General features: G+C 65.5%; 10 protein-coding genes. 1 reads left to right on the top strand and 9 read right to left on the bottom strand.

All coding sequences use genetic code 11. From position 1 onward, the window contains the following. Positions 1-8: 8 nt before the first annotated feature. The 9 genes from ACVWYO_RS18000 to ACVWYO_RS17960 form a co-directional block, all read right to left on the bottom strand. Positions 9-1,484 (bottom strand): efflux transporter outer membrane subunit, encoded by a 1,476-nt coding sequence (locus tag ACVWYO_RS18000; protein ID WP_457353117.1) that lies wholly within the window; start codon positions 1,482-1,484, stop codon positions 9-11. After that, the gene (locus ACVWYO_RS17995; RefSeq protein ID WP_140849430.1) at positions 1,481-3,085 is read right to left on the bottom strand and encodes a DHA2 family efflux MFS transporter permease subunit; all 1,605 of its coding nucleotides are present in this window, start codon (positions 3,083-3,085) and stop codon (positions 1,481-1,483) included. Before ACVWYO_RS17995 ends, ACVWYO_RS18000 begins: the two co-directional genes overlap by 4 nt. 1 nt (position 3,086) lies before the next feature. Further along, positions 3,087-4,283 carry an HlyD family secretion protein gene (locus ACVWYO_RS17990; RefSeq protein WP_457353115.1) on the bottom strand — a complete coding sequence of 399 codons (1,197 nt, stop codon included), beginning with the start codon at positions 4,281-4,283 and terminating at the stop codon, positions 3,087-3,089. Next, complete coding sequence (locus ACVWYO_RS17985) at positions 4,280-4,918, bottom strand: CerR family C-terminal domain-containing protein (RefSeq protein ID WP_457353113.1); 639 nt, start codon at positions 4,916-4,918, stop codon at positions 4,280-4,282. The genes ACVWYO_RS17990 and ACVWYO_RS17985 overlap by 4 nt, the downstream gene beginning before the upstream one ends. Positions 4,919-5,003: 85 nt before the next feature. Further along, positions 5,004-6,485 (bottom strand): flavin-containing monooxygenase, encoded by a 1,482-nt coding sequence (locus tag ACVWYO_RS17980; RefSeq protein WP_457355041.1) that lies wholly within the window; start codon positions 6,483-6,485, stop codon positions 5,004-5,006. A gap of 77 nt (positions 6,486-6,562) precedes the next feature. Next, on the bottom strand, positions 6,563-10,807 hold the full coding sequence (locus tag ACVWYO_RS17975) for a translocation/assembly module TamB domain-containing protein (RefSeq protein WP_457353111.1): 4,245 nt from the start codon (positions 10,805-10,807) through the stop codon (positions 6,563-6,565). Further along, entirely contained in the window at positions 10,807-12,807 is a 2,001-nt protein-coding gene (locus ACVWYO_RS17970; protein ID WP_457355039.1) for an autotransporter assembly complex protein TamA, read from the bottom strand. The genes ACVWYO_RS17975 and ACVWYO_RS17970 overlap by 1 nt, the downstream gene beginning before the upstream one ends. 136 nt (positions 12,808-12,943) lie before the next feature. Continuing rightward, on the bottom strand, positions 12,944-15,010 hold the full coding sequence (locus ACVWYO_RS17965) for a malate synthase G (RefSeq protein ID WP_457353109.1): 2,067 nt from the start codon (positions 15,008-15,010) through the stop codon (positions 12,944-12,946). A 72-nt stretch (positions 15,011-15,082) separates the two neighbouring features. Continuing rightward, a complete protein-coding gene (locus ACVWYO_RS17960; RefSeq protein WP_457353108.1) occupies positions 15,083-15,535 on the bottom strand; it encodes a MarR family winged helix-turn-helix transcriptional regulator in 453 nt (150 codons plus the stop codon). 76 nt (positions 15,536-15,611) lie between these two features. On the opposite strand from ACVWYO_RS17960, the gene hppD reads away from it, so the two are divergent. Beyond that, the gene (gene hppD / locus ACVWYO_RS17955; protein ID WP_457353107.1) at positions 15,612-16,688 is read left to right on the top strand and encodes a 4-hydroxyphenylpyruvate dioxygenase; all 1,077 of its coding nucleotides are present in this window, start codon (positions 15,612-15,614) and stop codon (positions 16,686-16,688) included. Positions 16,689-16,790 lie beyond the last annotated feature (102 nt).

Genomic DNA, 16,790 nt, shown 5'->3' with positions numbered 1-16,790 from the left:
CTTGCCAATCACCCCGCCTTGGGCGGCTCCCAGCCACCGCCAATCGCCTTGAACAAGGCGGCGGTGTCCTGCCGGAGCTGCGCGTCGCTTGCGACGAGCTGTTCGCGCGCGCTGAGCACGCTCACCTGCGCATCGATGAGCGAATTCTGCGCGACGAACCCTGCGCTATATTGCGCATAGACGGCATGGTTGGTGGCCTCGGCATCGGCGACCGCGCGTCGCAGCGCCGCATTGCGCCGCCGCTCCGCGTCGAGCCGGGCGAGCGGGTCCTCGACATCGCGCAACGCACCCAGCACGGTCGCCTGATATTGCAGATACGCCTGCTCGCGGTCTTCCTTGCGAACGCCGACTGTTGCGCGCCGCCGTCCCCAATCGAGCAGCGGGAAGGTCACCCCCGCCACGCCGGTCGCCTGAATGCTGTCGCGCGAAATAAGCGAGGCGAGCGACGTCGACAGCAACTCGGCCATCCCGGTGAGCTTGAACTTGGGGTACAGATCAGCGACCGCGACGCCGATATCGGCAGTCGATGCCGCGAGATTGCGCTCGGCCATCCGGATATCGGGGCGCCGCCGCAGCAGATCCGATGGCAGCCCCGCCGGCACGATCGGCACCGCCTGCAGCGGCGGCAGCGGCGCGCTCAGTTCTGCGGTGAGGCTCTCGGGCTGCGTGCCAAGCAGGATGCCGATCGCGTGCATCCGCACCCGTGTATCGGCGCGCAGCGGCTCGAGCCGCGCCTCGAGCGTGGTGATCTGCTGCTGCTGCCGCGTCACGTCGATCTGCGGTGACAGCCCGACCTTCGCGATATTACCCGCAATCTGCAACGACCGACGCTCGCGGCCGAGCTCGTCCTCGACCACTGCGATTTGCGCCTGGTCGAGCCGAAGCGCGAAATAGGCCTGCGCGACCTCCGCGCCAAGCGTGACCGCGGCATCGCGCTGCGACCAGACCGCCGCGTCGGTCCGCGCAAGCGCACCCTCGACGCTGCGGCGCCCGCCGCCGAACAGGTCGATCTCCCAGCTCGCGTCGAAGCCCGCGGCAAATGTAGTGATCCCGCTGCCCGGTAGCGCGATTCCGCCCGAACTCCCTGACCCGCCCGAGCCTCCACCCGAAAACAGGCTGGCGAGTGAGGACAAGCCGGAATTCTTGCTGAATTCGACATGCGTCACATTGCCCGTCGCATCGACCGTCGGCTTGCCGATCGCGTGCGCAGCGATCTCCTGCAATCGCGCCTCGCGGACGCGCGATCCGGCGATCGCGATTGTCGGGCTGTCCTTTAGCGCACGCTCGACGAGCGACGTCAGCGTCGCGTCACCGAACGCGGTCCACCAATGCGCCGGGTCGATCGTCGCCCCCGGATCGGCGCGCTGCGCTTCGGCAAACGCCGGCGGCACGGCCATTTCCGGCGCATGATAGTTCGGGCCGACCGTACAGCTAGCCAGCAGCGTCGCGCCGAGCAGCGCGGTCGTGAGAAGAGAGCGGGTCAATGGGCCATGCCTCCACCGGAGCCACCGGACTTGCCGGAGCGCATAAAGAAGACGACCGGGGCGACGCACAGCACCACGATCATCAAGGAATGAAACACGTCGAGGAAGGCGAGCATCGCTGCCTGGCGCTGCACCGTCTGATACAGCACCGCGAGCGGCGTCGTCGTCGGATCCCCCACCCCACCAAACGCGCTGCCAGCCTTGGCAAGCCACTCATTGTAATTGGGATTGAGCGGACTGAGCCCGTTGACGAGTTCCGACTGGTGCCGTTGCAGCCCCGAGGCGAGCAGCGTCTGCGCCGATGAAATGCCGATCGAGCCACCAAGGTTCCGCGCGACGTTGAGCATGCTCGACGCCTGCGCGGTCTTGTTTTGCGGCAGCCCGACATAGGCGACCGCGCTGATCGGCACGAACAGGAACGGCAAACCCATCGCCTGGTAGAGCCGTGCCACCCCGGCATCGAGGAAGGTGATGTCGGCGTTGAGATGCGTCATGTTCCACAGCGCAAATGCCTGGACGAGCAACGCCGGGAACAGCAGCAGACGGACGTCGACCACCCCCGACAAGCGACCCGCGAACGGCACCATGACGAGAGTCGCCACGCCACCGAACGTCAAAGCGAGCCCTGCCTGGAACGAGGTGTAGCCGAGCACCTGCTGCAGCATCTGCGGGATCAGCTGCGTCGTGCCGAACAGGATCATGCCGGTCACGCCCATCACCAGCAATGTCAGCGAGAAGTTGCGATTCTTGAGGAGCTTGAGGTCGAGCACGGGCTCGGGATGGTTGGTTTCCCAGAAGCCGAGCGCGATCAGCGAGAGCGCCGAGATCGTCGCAGTCGCGATGATCAGGCCGCTCGAGAACCAGTCTTCGCGTTCGCCACGATCGAGCGTCAGCTCGAAGAACCCGAGGCCGAGCGCGATCAGGATGATGCCGATATAATCGACGCGGATCCCGCGCTTGAGGAGCTTGGCGCGGTCGTCCTTGATCGCCTTGGGCTCGTCGACGAACAGATTGACGAGAAAAAGCGACACGATTCCGATCGGCACGTTGATCAAAAACACCCAGTGCCAGCTCGAGTTTTCGGTAATGTAGCCGCCGAGCGACGGCCCGAGCACTGGCCCCACCACGACCACGATCGCGAACGCCGCAAACGCCATGCCGCGCAGCCGCGGCGGGAAAGTATCGGCGAGCATCGATTGCTCGACCGGCGCAAGGCCGCCACCGCCAATCCCCTGGAGCACGCGCGCGATCACCAGCGTCGACAGATTGGGCGCGAGGCCGCACATCAGCGACGACAGCGTGAACAGGCCGATCGAAATCATGAAATAGCGTTTCCGCCCGATCACGTCGGACAGCCAGCCGCTGATCGGGATGATGATCGCATTGGCGACGAGATAGCTCGTCAGGACCCACGTCGCCTGGTCGTTCGACACCGACAGGCCGCCGGCAATATGATCAAGCGCGACGTTGGCGATCGAGGTGTCGAGCACCTCCATGAAGGTCGGGATCGAGATGATCGCCACGATCAGCCACGGGCTGTAGCTGCCCGCCGCCGACCGTGTCGGATCCCAGCCATCCGCGCGTTTGGCCGCGCTCGCCATCTCAGCGGACCTTGACCGTCGGGACGACCGACATGCCGGGGCCGAGCGGATATTTGCGCGGATCGGGGCCGTTCTTGAGATCGAACTCGATCCGCACCGGAACGCGCTGGACCACCTTCACATAATTGCCGGTGGCATTCTGTGGCGGGAGCAGCGCGAAGGCCTGCCCGGCACCGCGCTGGATCGAATCGACATGGCCCTTAAACTTGACGTCGGGGTAGGCGTCGACCTTGATCTCGACCGGCTTGCCGATCGTCATCAACTGCAGCTGCGTTTCCTTGAAGTTGGCGGTGACCCAGATGTGATCGGGCACGATCGCCATCAGCTGCGTCCCCGGTCCGACATAGGAGCCGACATTGACCTGGCGGTTGACCACCTGGCCAGCGACCGGCGCGATCAGGCGGTTGTCGCCGAGCGTGACGTTAGCCTGACGCACCGTCGCGCGGCGCGCTTCGATGACCGCCTGCGCGGCCGCCACCTGGCGCCGAGCGACCGTGATATTGGCGGCTGCGCTGTCGATCTGTTGGCGCGCGGCGGCGGCATCGGCCGCGGTCGAGCGCGCGGTCGCGCGTGCGGCATCAAGCTGCTGCGCCGCGACGGCATTCGGGTCGATCCGCACTAGCGCGACGTAGCGGGCAAGATCCTGTTGCGCCTTGGCCGCAGTGGCGAGCGGAGCGCGAGCCTGTGCGGCCGCCTGATCGCGAGTCGCCTGCGCCGCGGTCACCTGCGCGCGCGCCTGTTCGAACTGCGCCTGCGCCTGCTTAACGTTGGCGTCGGCCTCGGCAACCTGCGCCTCGGGACCCGAGGGCTCGATCACCGCGAGCACGTGGCCCGCCTCGACATGACGGTTATCGATGTCGGCAACCGCCTTGAGCGTGCCGGCGACCTTGGGCGAGATCCGCACGATATGTGCATCGACAAAGGCATCGTCGGTCGACTCGTACTGCCGCGCATCGAGATAATAGAGCGTCCCGCCGATCACGAGCGCCGCGAGGACGACGACCAGGATGATCCAGAACAGCGGCTTGCTGAAGATCGACGGCTTTTTGGGCTTGTCGTCCGAATCGTCATCATCCTTCGACGCGTCGCCATGCTTGCGCGCGTCATCCCGCTTGCCATCGGCATCACCGTGCCCGTCCTTGAGCTTACGATCCTCGGTGTCGTCGGGCTGGGCGGCGTTGCTCTGGTCTTCGCTCATGGAAGCTCCTGTCGTTCGGCAATCAGTTGGTCGAGAATGGCGTCGGTATTGGCGGCGATGCGCGCGGCCAGCAGCGCAATCGCTGCCGGATCGATGTCGGATCGCTGCAGCAATTTGAGGACGGTCGCGCGCGAGGCACGCAGGACGATCACCTGCCCCATCAGCGTGATCGCGGCGACCTGCGCAACGGTGGCGTCCCGCCGTCCGGTCGCGATGCAGATCAGTTCGACCAGGGCGGAGAGCATTCCACCCATCAGGCCGCCATAGATCCGCTCGAAAGCTTCGGTCGGCTCCATCTGCTCGCGCATGATGAACAGCGAGAACATAGCGCTCCTGCGCCCGGTCATCGTGTCGATAAAGCGCCGGACCATGTCGTGCAGCAAGGCCCGCGCCTGGTCGGGCGTCGTTCCCGCGGGGACCCCATCAATCGGGACGGCGGGCGCGATATCGCTACCGATCTGCGAGGCGATATAGTCCGCTGCAGCTAGGTACAGCCCTTCCTTGCCGCCGAAGTGATAGGTGATCGAGGACATCGCCGTCCCCGCCTTGGCCGCAATGCTGCGCGTGCTGGCCCCTTCCAACCCCTTGCTGGCGAATTCCGCGATCGCAATTTCAAGGAGCTTTTGCTGCAGCACAGCGCGCGGTTAGTTCGTTCGAACGAACAGCGCAACGGCAAACTTTCGTTACATTCAAACTCAAGCGTTCGAATGCGGTTCCAGGTCAGGCGGCGATTTTTATGCGACGCTTGACCGGCGCTGGATTTGAGAAAACCATCGCATCGTCAACCGATCCGAAGCGCAGTGTCAGCAGGTCGCGCGCGTAATTCTGGTAAAGCCGCCACGGCGCCTTGTCCCCTTGTTTCGGGAATTTCGCCATGGCGCGGGTGAAATAGCCCGAAGTGAAATCGAGAAACGGCTTCGCTTCGAGCGGTCCGCCATCGAGCGTCGGCGTAGCCTGGCGTAGACCACGCTTGGTCATCGTATTGAGCAGGCGGCAGACATAGCCGCAGGTCAGGTCGGCCTTCAGAGTCCACGACGCATTGGTGTAGCCGAACGACGATGCCATGTTCGGCACGCCCGAATACATCATGCCCTTGTAATTGTACGTGTCGGCCAGATCGACCGGCTTGCCGTCTACGCTGAACGCAACATCGCTGAGCAATTGCAATTCGAGCCCGGTCGCCGTGACGACCACGTCGGCTGGCACTTCCTCGCCCGAGGCGAGGACGATCCCGTCCTGCGTGAAATGGTCGATCGTATCGGTGATGACCGACGCCCTGCCCTCCTTGAGGGCCCCGAACAGATCGGCATCGGGGACAAGGCACAGCCGCTGGTCCCACGGATTGTATTTCGGCGTGAAATGCGTCGCGACGTCGTAGTCGGGGCCGAGATGGTCGCGCACCATGTTGACCAGCCGCGCCTTGGTCTTCGCCGGTCGTTGGCGCGCGAGGTTGAAGAACGCCATCCCGAGCAGCACGTTGCGCCAGCGCACAAGCCGATAGGCGAGCATTGCAGGCAGCTTTCGCCGCAACCAGTTCGCGGTCGCATCCTCGGCCGGGCGCGAGACGACATAGGTCGGCGAGCGCTGCAGCATCGTCACATGCGCCGCGGTCTGCGCCATCGCGGGAACGAGCGTCACCGCGGTCGCGCCGCTGCCGATCACGACGACCTCCTTGCCGGCATAATCGAGATCGCTGGGCCAGAATTGCGGATGGACGATCCGCCCCGCGAACTGATCGGTCCCGGCCCAGTCGGGCGTGTGACCCCGCGCGTAGTTATAATAGCCGCTGCACATGAAGAGGAAATTGCAGGTGAGGGCCGTTGGCCCGTCGGGGCCGTCGCTGGTCACCGTCCAGCGCGCGTCCGGCGTCGACCATTCCGCCCGCTCGACATGCTGGTTGAAGCGAATATGCCGGTCGATGCCGTGTTCGCGCGCCGTATCGCCGACATACTGCAAAATCGAGGGACCGTCGGCAATGGCCTTCGCCTCGGTCCAGGGCTTGAACGCATAGCCCAGCGTGTACATGTCCGAGTCGGAGCGGATCCCGGGATACCGGAACAGATCCCATGTCCCGCCAAGTGCCGCCCTGCCCTCGAGGATCACATAGCTGCGGTCGGGACACAGCGTCTGCAGGTGATAGCCCGCGCCGATCCCGGAAAGCCCCGCCCCGACCACCACGACGTCGAAATGTTCTGTGTGCATCGCCATTCTCCGGGATACCGGATATTCGATTTCCGCACGAAGCGAAAGCGGAACCGCCCGAAGGCGGCTCCGTCCCGTCAGAAGTCCCGCTTGTAGCGCACCGTCGCGTTCGACCCGCCGAACGACCCGGCCTGTGACAACACGCTGAGGGCCTTGGTCAGCGATACCTCGATCTGCGTCGCCGTGAAGCCGCGCGCGTCGGTGATCACTTCGACATAGATGTTCTTCGTGATGTACTTGCCCGCCGCAAGCGACGTGCTCTGCCCCGTCGCGGAGTCGGCGCCGAGGATACGCAGGCGATCGATTCCGGCGACGCTGCGCAGCTTGCCAAGCGGGTTGAGCCCGCCGCCCGACCCACGCAACGAGTTGAGCGCGGAAGCGAGCTGGATCGCCTGGATGGCCGACAGATTGGTCACCGAGCTGCCGAAGAGCAGGCGGCTGAGCACTTCGTCCTGCGGCAAAGCCGGGGTCGAGGTGAAGGCGATCTGCGGCTTCTGGCCGGTGCCGGTGATGTTGATCACCACGGTGACGTCGCTCGTCGTGGTCGTCGCGCTGATGTTGATCTCCGGATCGACCAGCGCCCCGCCGGCGAAGCGGACGTCGCCCTTGGTCACGTCGAAGCGCTTGCCCGCGAACGAGTAGGTCCCGCGAACGATCTGCAACCGCCCAAGGATCTGCGGCGCGGCCGAGGTTCCGGCCACACGCATGTCGGCCTCCCACTCGGATTCGAGCCCCATGCCGGACACGAACAGCTGGTTTTCGGCGCGCACGCGGATGTCGAGCTTGAACAGACCGACCGGAGCCTCCGCGACGGGTTGCGTGGCGGCCTTCACCACATCGCTCTTGCGGCGGACACCCGTCAGTTCGGCGACTTCGGCTTGCCCCTGGCGGATGATCTCGTAGCGCGCATTTGGAATGCGGATGTCGCCCGTTATCACGCCACCCTTGGCCTTGCTGTTGCTGACCGAAACGGTGCCCGTCGCGGTCGCGCCGAGCGCGTCGCTGCTGGCGAGCCGCGCATTGTTGAGCGTCGCCTTGATGTCGATCGGGAAGCCCGCCGCCGAGGAGAAGCCGACCGAGCCCTGCGCCTGAACCGTGCCGTCGCCGGCGCGCGCCGAGAGCTGAGTCAGCTCGAAGCGATCGTTGGTGAAGCGTCCCGCGATCTTCATCTCAGTCAGCCGCGTGCCATAAGCCTCATTGTCATAGGTCAGCGCATCGGCGCGGATCAGGCCGTTGAGCTGCGGCGCATCGACGCGCCCGGCGAAATCGGCGGCAACCGCGATCGGCCCCGACAATTGCTGCTTGGCCAAACCAGCGAGCGAGAACAGAACGCTCGACGGACCGTTATACCGGATCCCGCCCGACAACGGTGCAGCGAGCAGGCGCTGGGTCCAATTGCTGCCGCTACCCAAAGGCTGCAGCGTCGCGACCAAACGGCCGACCGTAGTCCCGCCCCGCTGGATCAGCGCGCGGGCATCGCCGCCGGCATTGGTCAACCCGACCTGCGCGATCAGATCGACGGGTTGCGACACGCTCGCGAGGCTCGACCGCGTGAAGTTCTTGACGCGGAATTGGCCGGCGATCTGGGGGACGGAAGCACCTTGCGGCTGCGTGTAATCGAGCGACCCCGTCGCGGTGCCGCCAAGGCCGAGATCGGGGACGAGCGCGTTGGCCACCGACACGTCGAGCGAGTCGAGCCGTAGCTTGGCCGACAGCCCCTTGCCGTATTCGCCCGCGACGCGCGCACTGCCGCCTGCGCTGTTTGCACCCGCGCCGAAATCGATCCGCGTCGGTTGCAGGCGATAGACGCCGCCGCCAATGTCGATCCGTGCGGGGTTGCCCGTCTTGAAGGAAATACCGTTGGCCTGCCCCTGCGTTGCGACCAGCCACAGTTTGGGGCTGAGCCGCGCATTCGCCGCGACGCGGAACGGCACGCCGTTCGAACCCGTCGCGAGAAGCTGCGCGGTCCCGCTGCCATTGACGTAATTGACCTTCGCCCGCGCTGCCGAAAGCACGGCGGCGCCATAGCGCAGATCGGCGACCTGCGCGTCGGCGACGATTTGCGGTGCGCTGGGATAGAGCACGGCCTGCGCATTGATGATCGCGCGCCCGATCGTGAAGTCGGCCGCTCCCGGGATCTTGGCGTTGCTGGCCCGTGCGGCGACATCGACACGCTGGACCTTGCCTTGCGCGGCGAGCAGGGCGGCGCCGCTGATGCCCGATCCGGCAAAGGTGATCCGGCCCCCGAACGGCCCTGCGGCGAGTTGCTCGACGCGGCCCTTGAAATCGACGCCGGCGAAGCGCGCGTTGTGGATATCGGCAGTCAGGCGCGGCGACGGTGTGACCAACACATCAGCGGTGAACGGCCCGTAATTGGTTCCGCCCTTGGCGAGCACCGCATAGGACGTTCCGTTGCCGCGCACCTGCGCTTCGAGATTGACCAGACCAACCCCAACCCCCGGACGCGCGGCGCGGAGCAGCACGACGGGCTTGGTCGCGGTCCCCGTCACGCGCGCGGTCAGCGGTCCATATTGATTCGAATAGGCATCGGCATCGACGAGCAGCGGCCCTTTGGGATCGTACCGCCCCTGCCCCCGCGTGACGCGGAACTGCGGCGCGGCGAGGCGGAGATTACGGAAGGTGATGATGCCGTCGGGATCGTAGCCGACGTCGGCAGTGACCGCGGCGTTGCCGCCAAGGAAATTCCGCGCGCCCTCGTTGAAGATTTGCGAGGTCTTGGCGGCGACATGCGCGGTGATGCCGAAGCCGCCGCTGGCGACCGTGACCAGCTTGGCGTCGGTGCGCAGCGAGACGATACCGAAACCGTCGACCTTATAATCGTTGACGCGTCCATTGAGCGCACCGCGATACAGGCCCGTAGCAAGATCGGCGACGACCACCGCGGTCGCGTCGATCTTGCGCGAACGGATCTTGAGGTTGTCCGACAGCAGCTTGCCGTTGGCGATCGCGAAATCGCCATTGATCGCGACGTTGTCGAGCAGACCGCCCGCGGCTGCGTTCAGCCCGGTGACGCGGGCAGCACGCGCCGAGACCGGCACGACGATATGATCGGCATTCACACGAGCCAAGCCCGACGCATAGAGCTGCTCGACGCGCGTCTCGCCAAAGCCGAGCACGCCGGCCGTGATGACGTAATTGACGGTCGGCGTGGCGAACTTGCCGTCTAGCACCACACGCGCCGCGACATCGCGCCCGTTGAGGTTGGGCGCGATCGCGCCGGGGGTCAGCAGCTTGGCGTTGACCGCGAACTGCCCGAAGCTGCTTTGTGCGAAATCGAGCAGACCCTTGGCATCGAGCGCCAGCGCGTCCGACCGCAATGTGGTCGTCAGATTGACCTTACGCTGGTCGAGCGTCGCATCGACCGCGACCTGCAAAGCCGGCGCCGTGAGCCGCGCGATCGGATTGACTGGGGTCGCTTTGTCCTTGGGCGCACCGCCGGGATAGAGTCCGGGATTGGTCGTGCCACGAACCTTGAAGGTGCCGTTATGCGCCTCGAGCGAAAGATCGGCGAGCGAGGCGCCGCCAAGCGTCCCCGTTGCCTTGCCGACCCAGGCCTTCCAGCCGCCCGTGCCGGCGATGGTGAAGTCGAGCGGCGCCTTGAGGCCGCCCATTTGCGCGACCACGCCATTGGCGGGTGCGGTCAGGCGTGCGTCGAGGTCGAGCTTGTCCTTATCGGGCACCGCATCGAGCTTGAGTGCGAGCCGGTCGCCGCCGGCAATCCCGGCGCCGGTCAGCGCGGCGACCGTCGCGGTCACCTGCGCGCGCTTGTCGGCGATGTGCGTGGCGCCGTCGATCTTGAGAATATGCGTTTGGCCCGTGACGGGCTTTGCGAGGATCATGCGATCGATCGTCAGCCGGCCGATATCGATATCGAGATCGGGCAGGATCGGCGCATTGGGGTCGGTCGGCGTCGGCTTGAACGCCGGCGAGCGCGTCATCGTAACCAACGCCGCCTGCGCCGAACGTACGTCGATATGGTTCTGTGCATACGCAAACGGACGCCAGTCCACCGCGATCCGCGGCGAGGCAAGGAACACCCCCTTCTGGTCGCTGACCCGGACGTCGGTCAGCACCATCGCGCCATAGAGCGACCCGTCGATCCGCCCGACCTTGATGTTGAGCCCCGAGGCGGTCGAGTAGCCGCCGAGATAGTTTGCGATCACGCGCCGCCCGGGCGCCGTGTCGAGCCCGAGTACGAACAGGCCGACGAGCACGATCAGCCCGACCAGCGTGATCGCGAGCCACTTGAGAATGCGCTGCCACAGCGGACGGCGTACGATGACGACCTCTTCCTCGGCCATCAGAAAGCTTGTCCGATCGAAATGTAGAGTGCGACCTTGCCGTCGCCCTTACGCGGGTTGAGCGGGGTGGCGACGTCGACGCGCAGTGGCCCGAAATTGGTGTAGAAGCGTCCGCCGATGCCCGCGCCATAGCGCAGGTCCGAGCCCTTCGGGATCGGGCCTTCATAGGCGTTGCCACCGTCGAAAAACGGCACGATGCCGTAATTGCCGAAGCGATAGCGCGCCTCGAGCGCGAACTCGTTGAGCGAGCGCCCGCCGACCGGATTACCCTGCGGGTCGAGCGGCCCGAGCCGCTGATAGCCGTAGCCGCGCACCGAGCCGCCGCCACCGCCATAATAGCGCCGCGACGGCGCAAGATCGTCGCGGCTGGTGCCGTCGATCGAGCCGGCGCGCACGCGCCCGGCAAGGACGATGCTACTCCCGATCGGGTAATAGCCGCTCGCCTCGACCAGCGTGCGGACATAGGGCCGCACCGAGCCACGTACCGAGGTTTCTGGGCTGACGCTCAGCTTGAGGCGATAGCCCTTGGTCGGGTTGAGCAGGCTGTCGGAGCGATCGAACAGCACCTGCCCCGGCAGCGCGACGATGAAATAGGTGCCGCGCTTGCGGTCGCCCAGGCCGAAATCGTAGACGCTTTCGTTGGTGCCGACCAATTCGAAGCCATAGGCGTAGCTGAATTTCTTCTGCCACAAGGGCGTCGAATCATACGACACCTTGCCCGACAGCGTCGCGGTCAGAGCGTTGTACGCGTCGTAATTGGTGCGATCGGCCGCGGCGGTAAGCGTAACGGTCCTGTCGCGCTTGCCGGCGTTCGAACGGCGGAAGGTCGCGCTCGCGCCCTGCTCCTGCGTACCACCGACCGCCGTGACGATCAGCGCACCTTCGGGCGGGAATAGATTGCGGTTGGTGAACGAGCCTTCAAGGCGAACGCCCTGCCCGGTACTGTAGCCGCCACTGATGGCAAGCGAGCGCTGCTTGCCGCGCTCCTGCTTGACCAGCAGGTTGACCTGCTCGGTCCCGTCGGGGTTGATATTGCCGGTCCGGACCGGCTCGACCGATACGGTCGCAAACAGTCCCGTTGCGACGAGCGCGGCGCGCAGATCGTCGGTCAGGCGGTTGTCGTACAGCTGGCCCGGCTTGAAGCGCGTCAGCACGCTGACATGCTCGGCCCCGAAAGCGAGCCTGCCCTCGGTGGTGAAGGTGCCGAACGACGCACGCGGTCCGGTATCGACCGGGAGCGTATAGTCGCCCAGCCCCGTCACGTCATCGAGCAGGATGTCGCGCTGGCCGACCTTGGCGAAGGGATAGCCGCGCTGCGGCAGGATCAGCGCGACGTTCGCTTCGGCACCCTGCACGCGGTCGGCCTCGATCGCGTCGCCGACCTTGAGTGGAAGCTGGCTCTCGACCAGCCCCGGCGGGGTGGTCGGTTCGGCCTTCACGGCAATGGTACCGAGCTTGTACTGCTTTCCCGGCGTCGCAGATACGATTGCGCGCAGCTTGGTCGCGTCGCCTGGGATCGGCTCGATCGTCGAGACCGCGGTGCCATCGTAATACCCGAGCGATTTCATCAGCCGGATCGCGAGCGCCTCATCCTCGCGCGCACGCGCCGAGACGACGGTCGCATTGGCAGCCTTGCCCTTTCCGCCACGGAGCGCCGAGAGCCCATTGAACTGCCCTTTCACCTTGAGCGCATCGAGCCCGCGCACTTCGGTGTCATACCGGATCTCAGGAGACGAGCTGTCCTTGACCGTCACGTCGACCAGCGGCGTCGAATCGAACCCCTGCAGCGCTGGTAAAGGCTGCGCCAATTCGGGCGCCGCGGTTTCGACAGGCGCCTGCGCGACGGGGACAAGCGGCTCGAGCGGGGCGTTGATGTCGTTCGACAAGGGCGGCAGCGCTTTGTCGAACTCGGCGTCGGGCACGATTGCGGGCTCGGGCGCCTGTTGCGTCGAAACCACCGGGGGCGCCGCTGGCGCTACTGGAGGCAGCGCCTGCTGCATTCCCGCAGCGGCAACGGCCAATATCCCATTCGAAAACCCCGATACGCTCAACGACCAAATTCCCCGCTTCTTCGCGGAAATCTCGCGCGAACGGCCCCACTTACGCCACCCAACGCACGAAACGGCGTAGGTTTCCCTAATTTTGCTTCAGCATCAGCCGATAGGTGTGCAGCAGCGGCTCGGTATAGCCGTTGGGCTGTGCGCCGCCATCGAAAACCAGCGCGCGTGCCGCCTGCAGCGCGAGGCTTTCGGGATGCCCGTACATCGGTCGATACAGAGGGTCTCCGGCATTCTGCACGTCGACCTTTGCCGCCATCCGGTCGAACGCCGCATCGACCTCGTCGGGCGTGGTCACGCCGTGGAGAAGCCAGTTGGCGATGTGCTGCGAGGAGATGCGCAGGGTCGCGCGATCCTCCATCAGCCCGATATCGTGGATATCGGGCACCTTCGAGCAGCCGACCCCCTGGTCGATCCAGCGCACGACATAGCCGAGAATGCCCTGTGCATTATTGTCGAGCTCGGCGCGGATTTCATCGGGCGTCCAGTTGCGCCCCGTCGCAACCGGCACCGTGAGCAAGGCGTCGAGCGACGGGATCATCTCCCTGGCAATCTCCGCCTGGCGCGCGAACACGTCGATCTGGTGATAGTGCATCGCATGGAGCGTCGCGGCGGTTGGCGAGGGAACCCAGGCGGTGTTCGCACCTGCCTGCGGATGCGCGATCTTCTGCGCCATCATGTCACCCATCCGGTCGGGCGCAGCCCACATCCCCTTGCCGATCTGCGCCTTGCCGGACAGCCCGGCGGCCAGGCCGATGCGGACGTTGCGGTCCTCATACGCCTTGATCCAGTCGCTCGTCTTCATCTCGCCCTTGGGGACCATCGGCCCGGCGCGCATCGCGGTGTGCATCTCGTCGCCCGTGCGATCGAGGAAGCCGGTGTTGATAAAGACAATGCGGTCCTTCACCGCTTCGATACAGGCGGCAAGGTTGGCCGAGGTGCGGCGCTCTTCGTCCATCACGCCGACCTTGATCGTGTTGCGAGCCAGCCCGAGCAGATCCTCGACGGCGTCGAACAGCGCATTGGTGAAGGCGCATTCGGCGGGCCCGTGCATCTTCGGCTTGACGATATAGACCGACCCGGCGCGGCTATTGCGGAACGCGCCGAGCTCGCGCAGGTCGTAGAGTGCGATCGTGCTGGTCAGAATCGCATCGAGAATTCCCTCGGGCGCATCGCTACCATCGGCAAGCCGCAGTGCGGGCGTCGTCATCAGATGCCCCACGTTTCGGACGAACAACAGGCTGCGCCCCGCTAGCGTCAGGCCATTGTCATAGACACGATCGGCGTTGAGCCGCCGCGTGATCGTCTTTCCGCCCTTGTCGAACGATTCCTGGAGCGTCCCGGTCATCAGCCCGAGCCAGTTGGCATAGGCCGCGACCTTGTCGTCCGCATCGACCGCGGCGATCGAATCCTCCAGGTCGCAGATCGTCGTCAGCGCCGATTCGAGGATGACGTCGGCGATTCCCGACGGATCGTCGTGCCCGATCGGGTGGTCGCGGTCGACCACCACCTCGATGTGCAGACCGTTGTGAACAAACAGCCACGACGCACCCTTGCGCCCGACGAGTTGCGCCGGATCGCGCAGCACCGGCTCCTTGTCGGCGAGTTCGGCCCAGGGCCGGTCCGCGAGCGGCACCGCCTGGTCAAGAAACGCCTTGGCGGCGACGACGACCTGGCGCCCGCGCACCGGATCATAGCCGCCCTGCACCGCCATACCCGGCAGCGCATCGGTGCCGTAAAAGGCGTCGTACAGGCTCCCCCAGCGGGCATTGGCGGCATTGAGCAGGAAGCGCGCGTTGAGGATCGGCACGACGAGTTGCGGCCCGGCCATCGTCGCGACCTCGGGATCGACGTTCTCCGTCGTGATCCTGAAGGATGCAGGCTCAGGAACAAGATAGCCGATCTCGCGCAAATACGCTTCGTCAACCGCGCCGCCCGCCTGATAGCGCGCATCGATCTTGGCCTGGAGATCGTCGCGCACCTGCAGCAGCGCAGCATTTTGCGGCGCGAAGCGCGCATAGATCGCTGCAACCCCCGACCACCACGCACCAGCTGCAATGGCGAGGCCCGGGAGGACGCGCTCCTCGACAAAGGTGGCGAGCGGCGCCGCGACGGAAAGGCCGGCGCGGTCGAGCATGTCGGGCATGAAGGTCCTCCTGGAAAAACACGGTTCGCCTGGGGAGGGCCGAGTTCGCTTAGGCCAGGGAAGGCCCTGCTATCAACCCTGCTCCGGGTCGAACGGTGCGGCAGATGCCTCGATCCGGTCAAGCATCGCGCGGAAGGTCGCGATCTCCTTGGGCGAAAAACCGGCGAAAACCCGCGCTTCGAGCTCGAGCGCCTTGGGCGCGACATCGTCGTACAGCGCCCGCCCGGTCGCGGTGAGCGCGAGCATGTGCGAGCGCTGGTCGCCCGGATTGGGCTGCCGCGCGACCAGCCCACGCTCGACCAAGGCGGCGGCTGCGCGGCTGACGGTGACTTTGTCCATCCGCGTCGCCAGCCCGAGCGCTTGCTGCGTCATCCCCGGCCCTTCGGCGATTACCGCGACGAGCCGCCACTCCGAAATCTTGAGCCCGAACAGCGCCTGATAGGCGGTGGCGATCGCGGCCGAGACACGGTTCGACGCGATCGACAGGCGATAGGGCAGGAAGTCGTCGAGTTTGAGTGTTGCCATGGACAATCGATACGGGATGGACCGCTGTGCGCAAGCCCGCTATATCGTTTCATCTGAAACCAGTTGGAGCCGACCGATGACCGCGCCAGACACCAAGCCTGCAAACCCGATGGGCCTGAACGGCTTCGAATTCGTCGAATTCACCTCGCCCAACCCCGAGGCGATGGCCGACCTGTTCGTCAAGATGGGCTTCACGCATGTCGGCAATCACAAGTCGAAGAACGTCCGCCGCTACGCGCAGGGCGACATCAACTTCCTGCTCAACATGGATGACGCTGGCCAGGTCGCAGGCTTCCGCGACACGCACGGCCCGTCTGCGAATGCGATGGCGTTCCGTGTTGCCGATGGCGAAGGCGCGCTCAAAATGGCCGTCGAGCGCGGCGCCGTCGCGGTGAAGGGCGCAGTCGGCCCGGACGAGCTCGACCTTCCCGCGATCGAAGGCATTGGCGGCGCGAACCTGTATCTGGTCGACGAGAAGTCGCGCATCTACGAGACCGACTTCACCCCGGTCGAGGGCGCTGGCGTGGACGATCACAGCGTCGGCCTGCATACGCTCGACCATCTCACGCACAATCTGCAGCGCGGGCGGATGGCGTATTGGGCGGATTATTACGAGCGGATCTTCAATTTCCGCCAGATCCGCTATTTCGACATCGAGGGTCAGTCGACCGGTCTCTTCTCCAAGGCGATGACCGCGCCCGACGACAAGATCCGCATCCCGCTGAACGAAAGCCAGGACGAACACTCGCAGATCGAGGAGTTCATCAAGGACTATAAGGGCGAAGGCATTCAGCATCTCGCGCTGGCGACCGACGATATCTTCAAGACCGTCGATACGCTGCGCGCCAACGGCATCCGCTTCCAGACGACGCCGCAGACCTATTTCGACCTGATCGACAAGCGCCTGCCCGGGCACGACCACGACGTCGAGGAAATGCGCAAGCGCGACATCCTGATCGACGGCGCGCCCGAGACCGGTGGCGGGCTGCTGCTGCAGATCTTCACCGAGAATATGGTCGGGCCGATCTTCTTCGAGATCATCCAGCGCAAGGGCAATGACGGCTTCGGCGAAGGCAATTTCAAGGCGCTGTTCGAGAGCATCGAGCTCGACCAGATCCGCCGCGGCGTGGTGCCGGGCGCGGTCGAGGCCTGAATCCTTCTCCCCGCGTGGGAGAAGGTGGCGCGAAGCGCCGGATGAGGGCAGTCTCGTACCGGGCGCTGCCCTCACCCTCCCATCGCCACCGCGATGGGCCCC

It is taken from the genome of Sphingomonas sp. UYP23 (assembly GCF_054059235.1).
The sequence above is the reverse complement of the archived record's forward strand: the minus strand, read 5'-3'. Positions and strand labels throughout refer to the sequence as shown.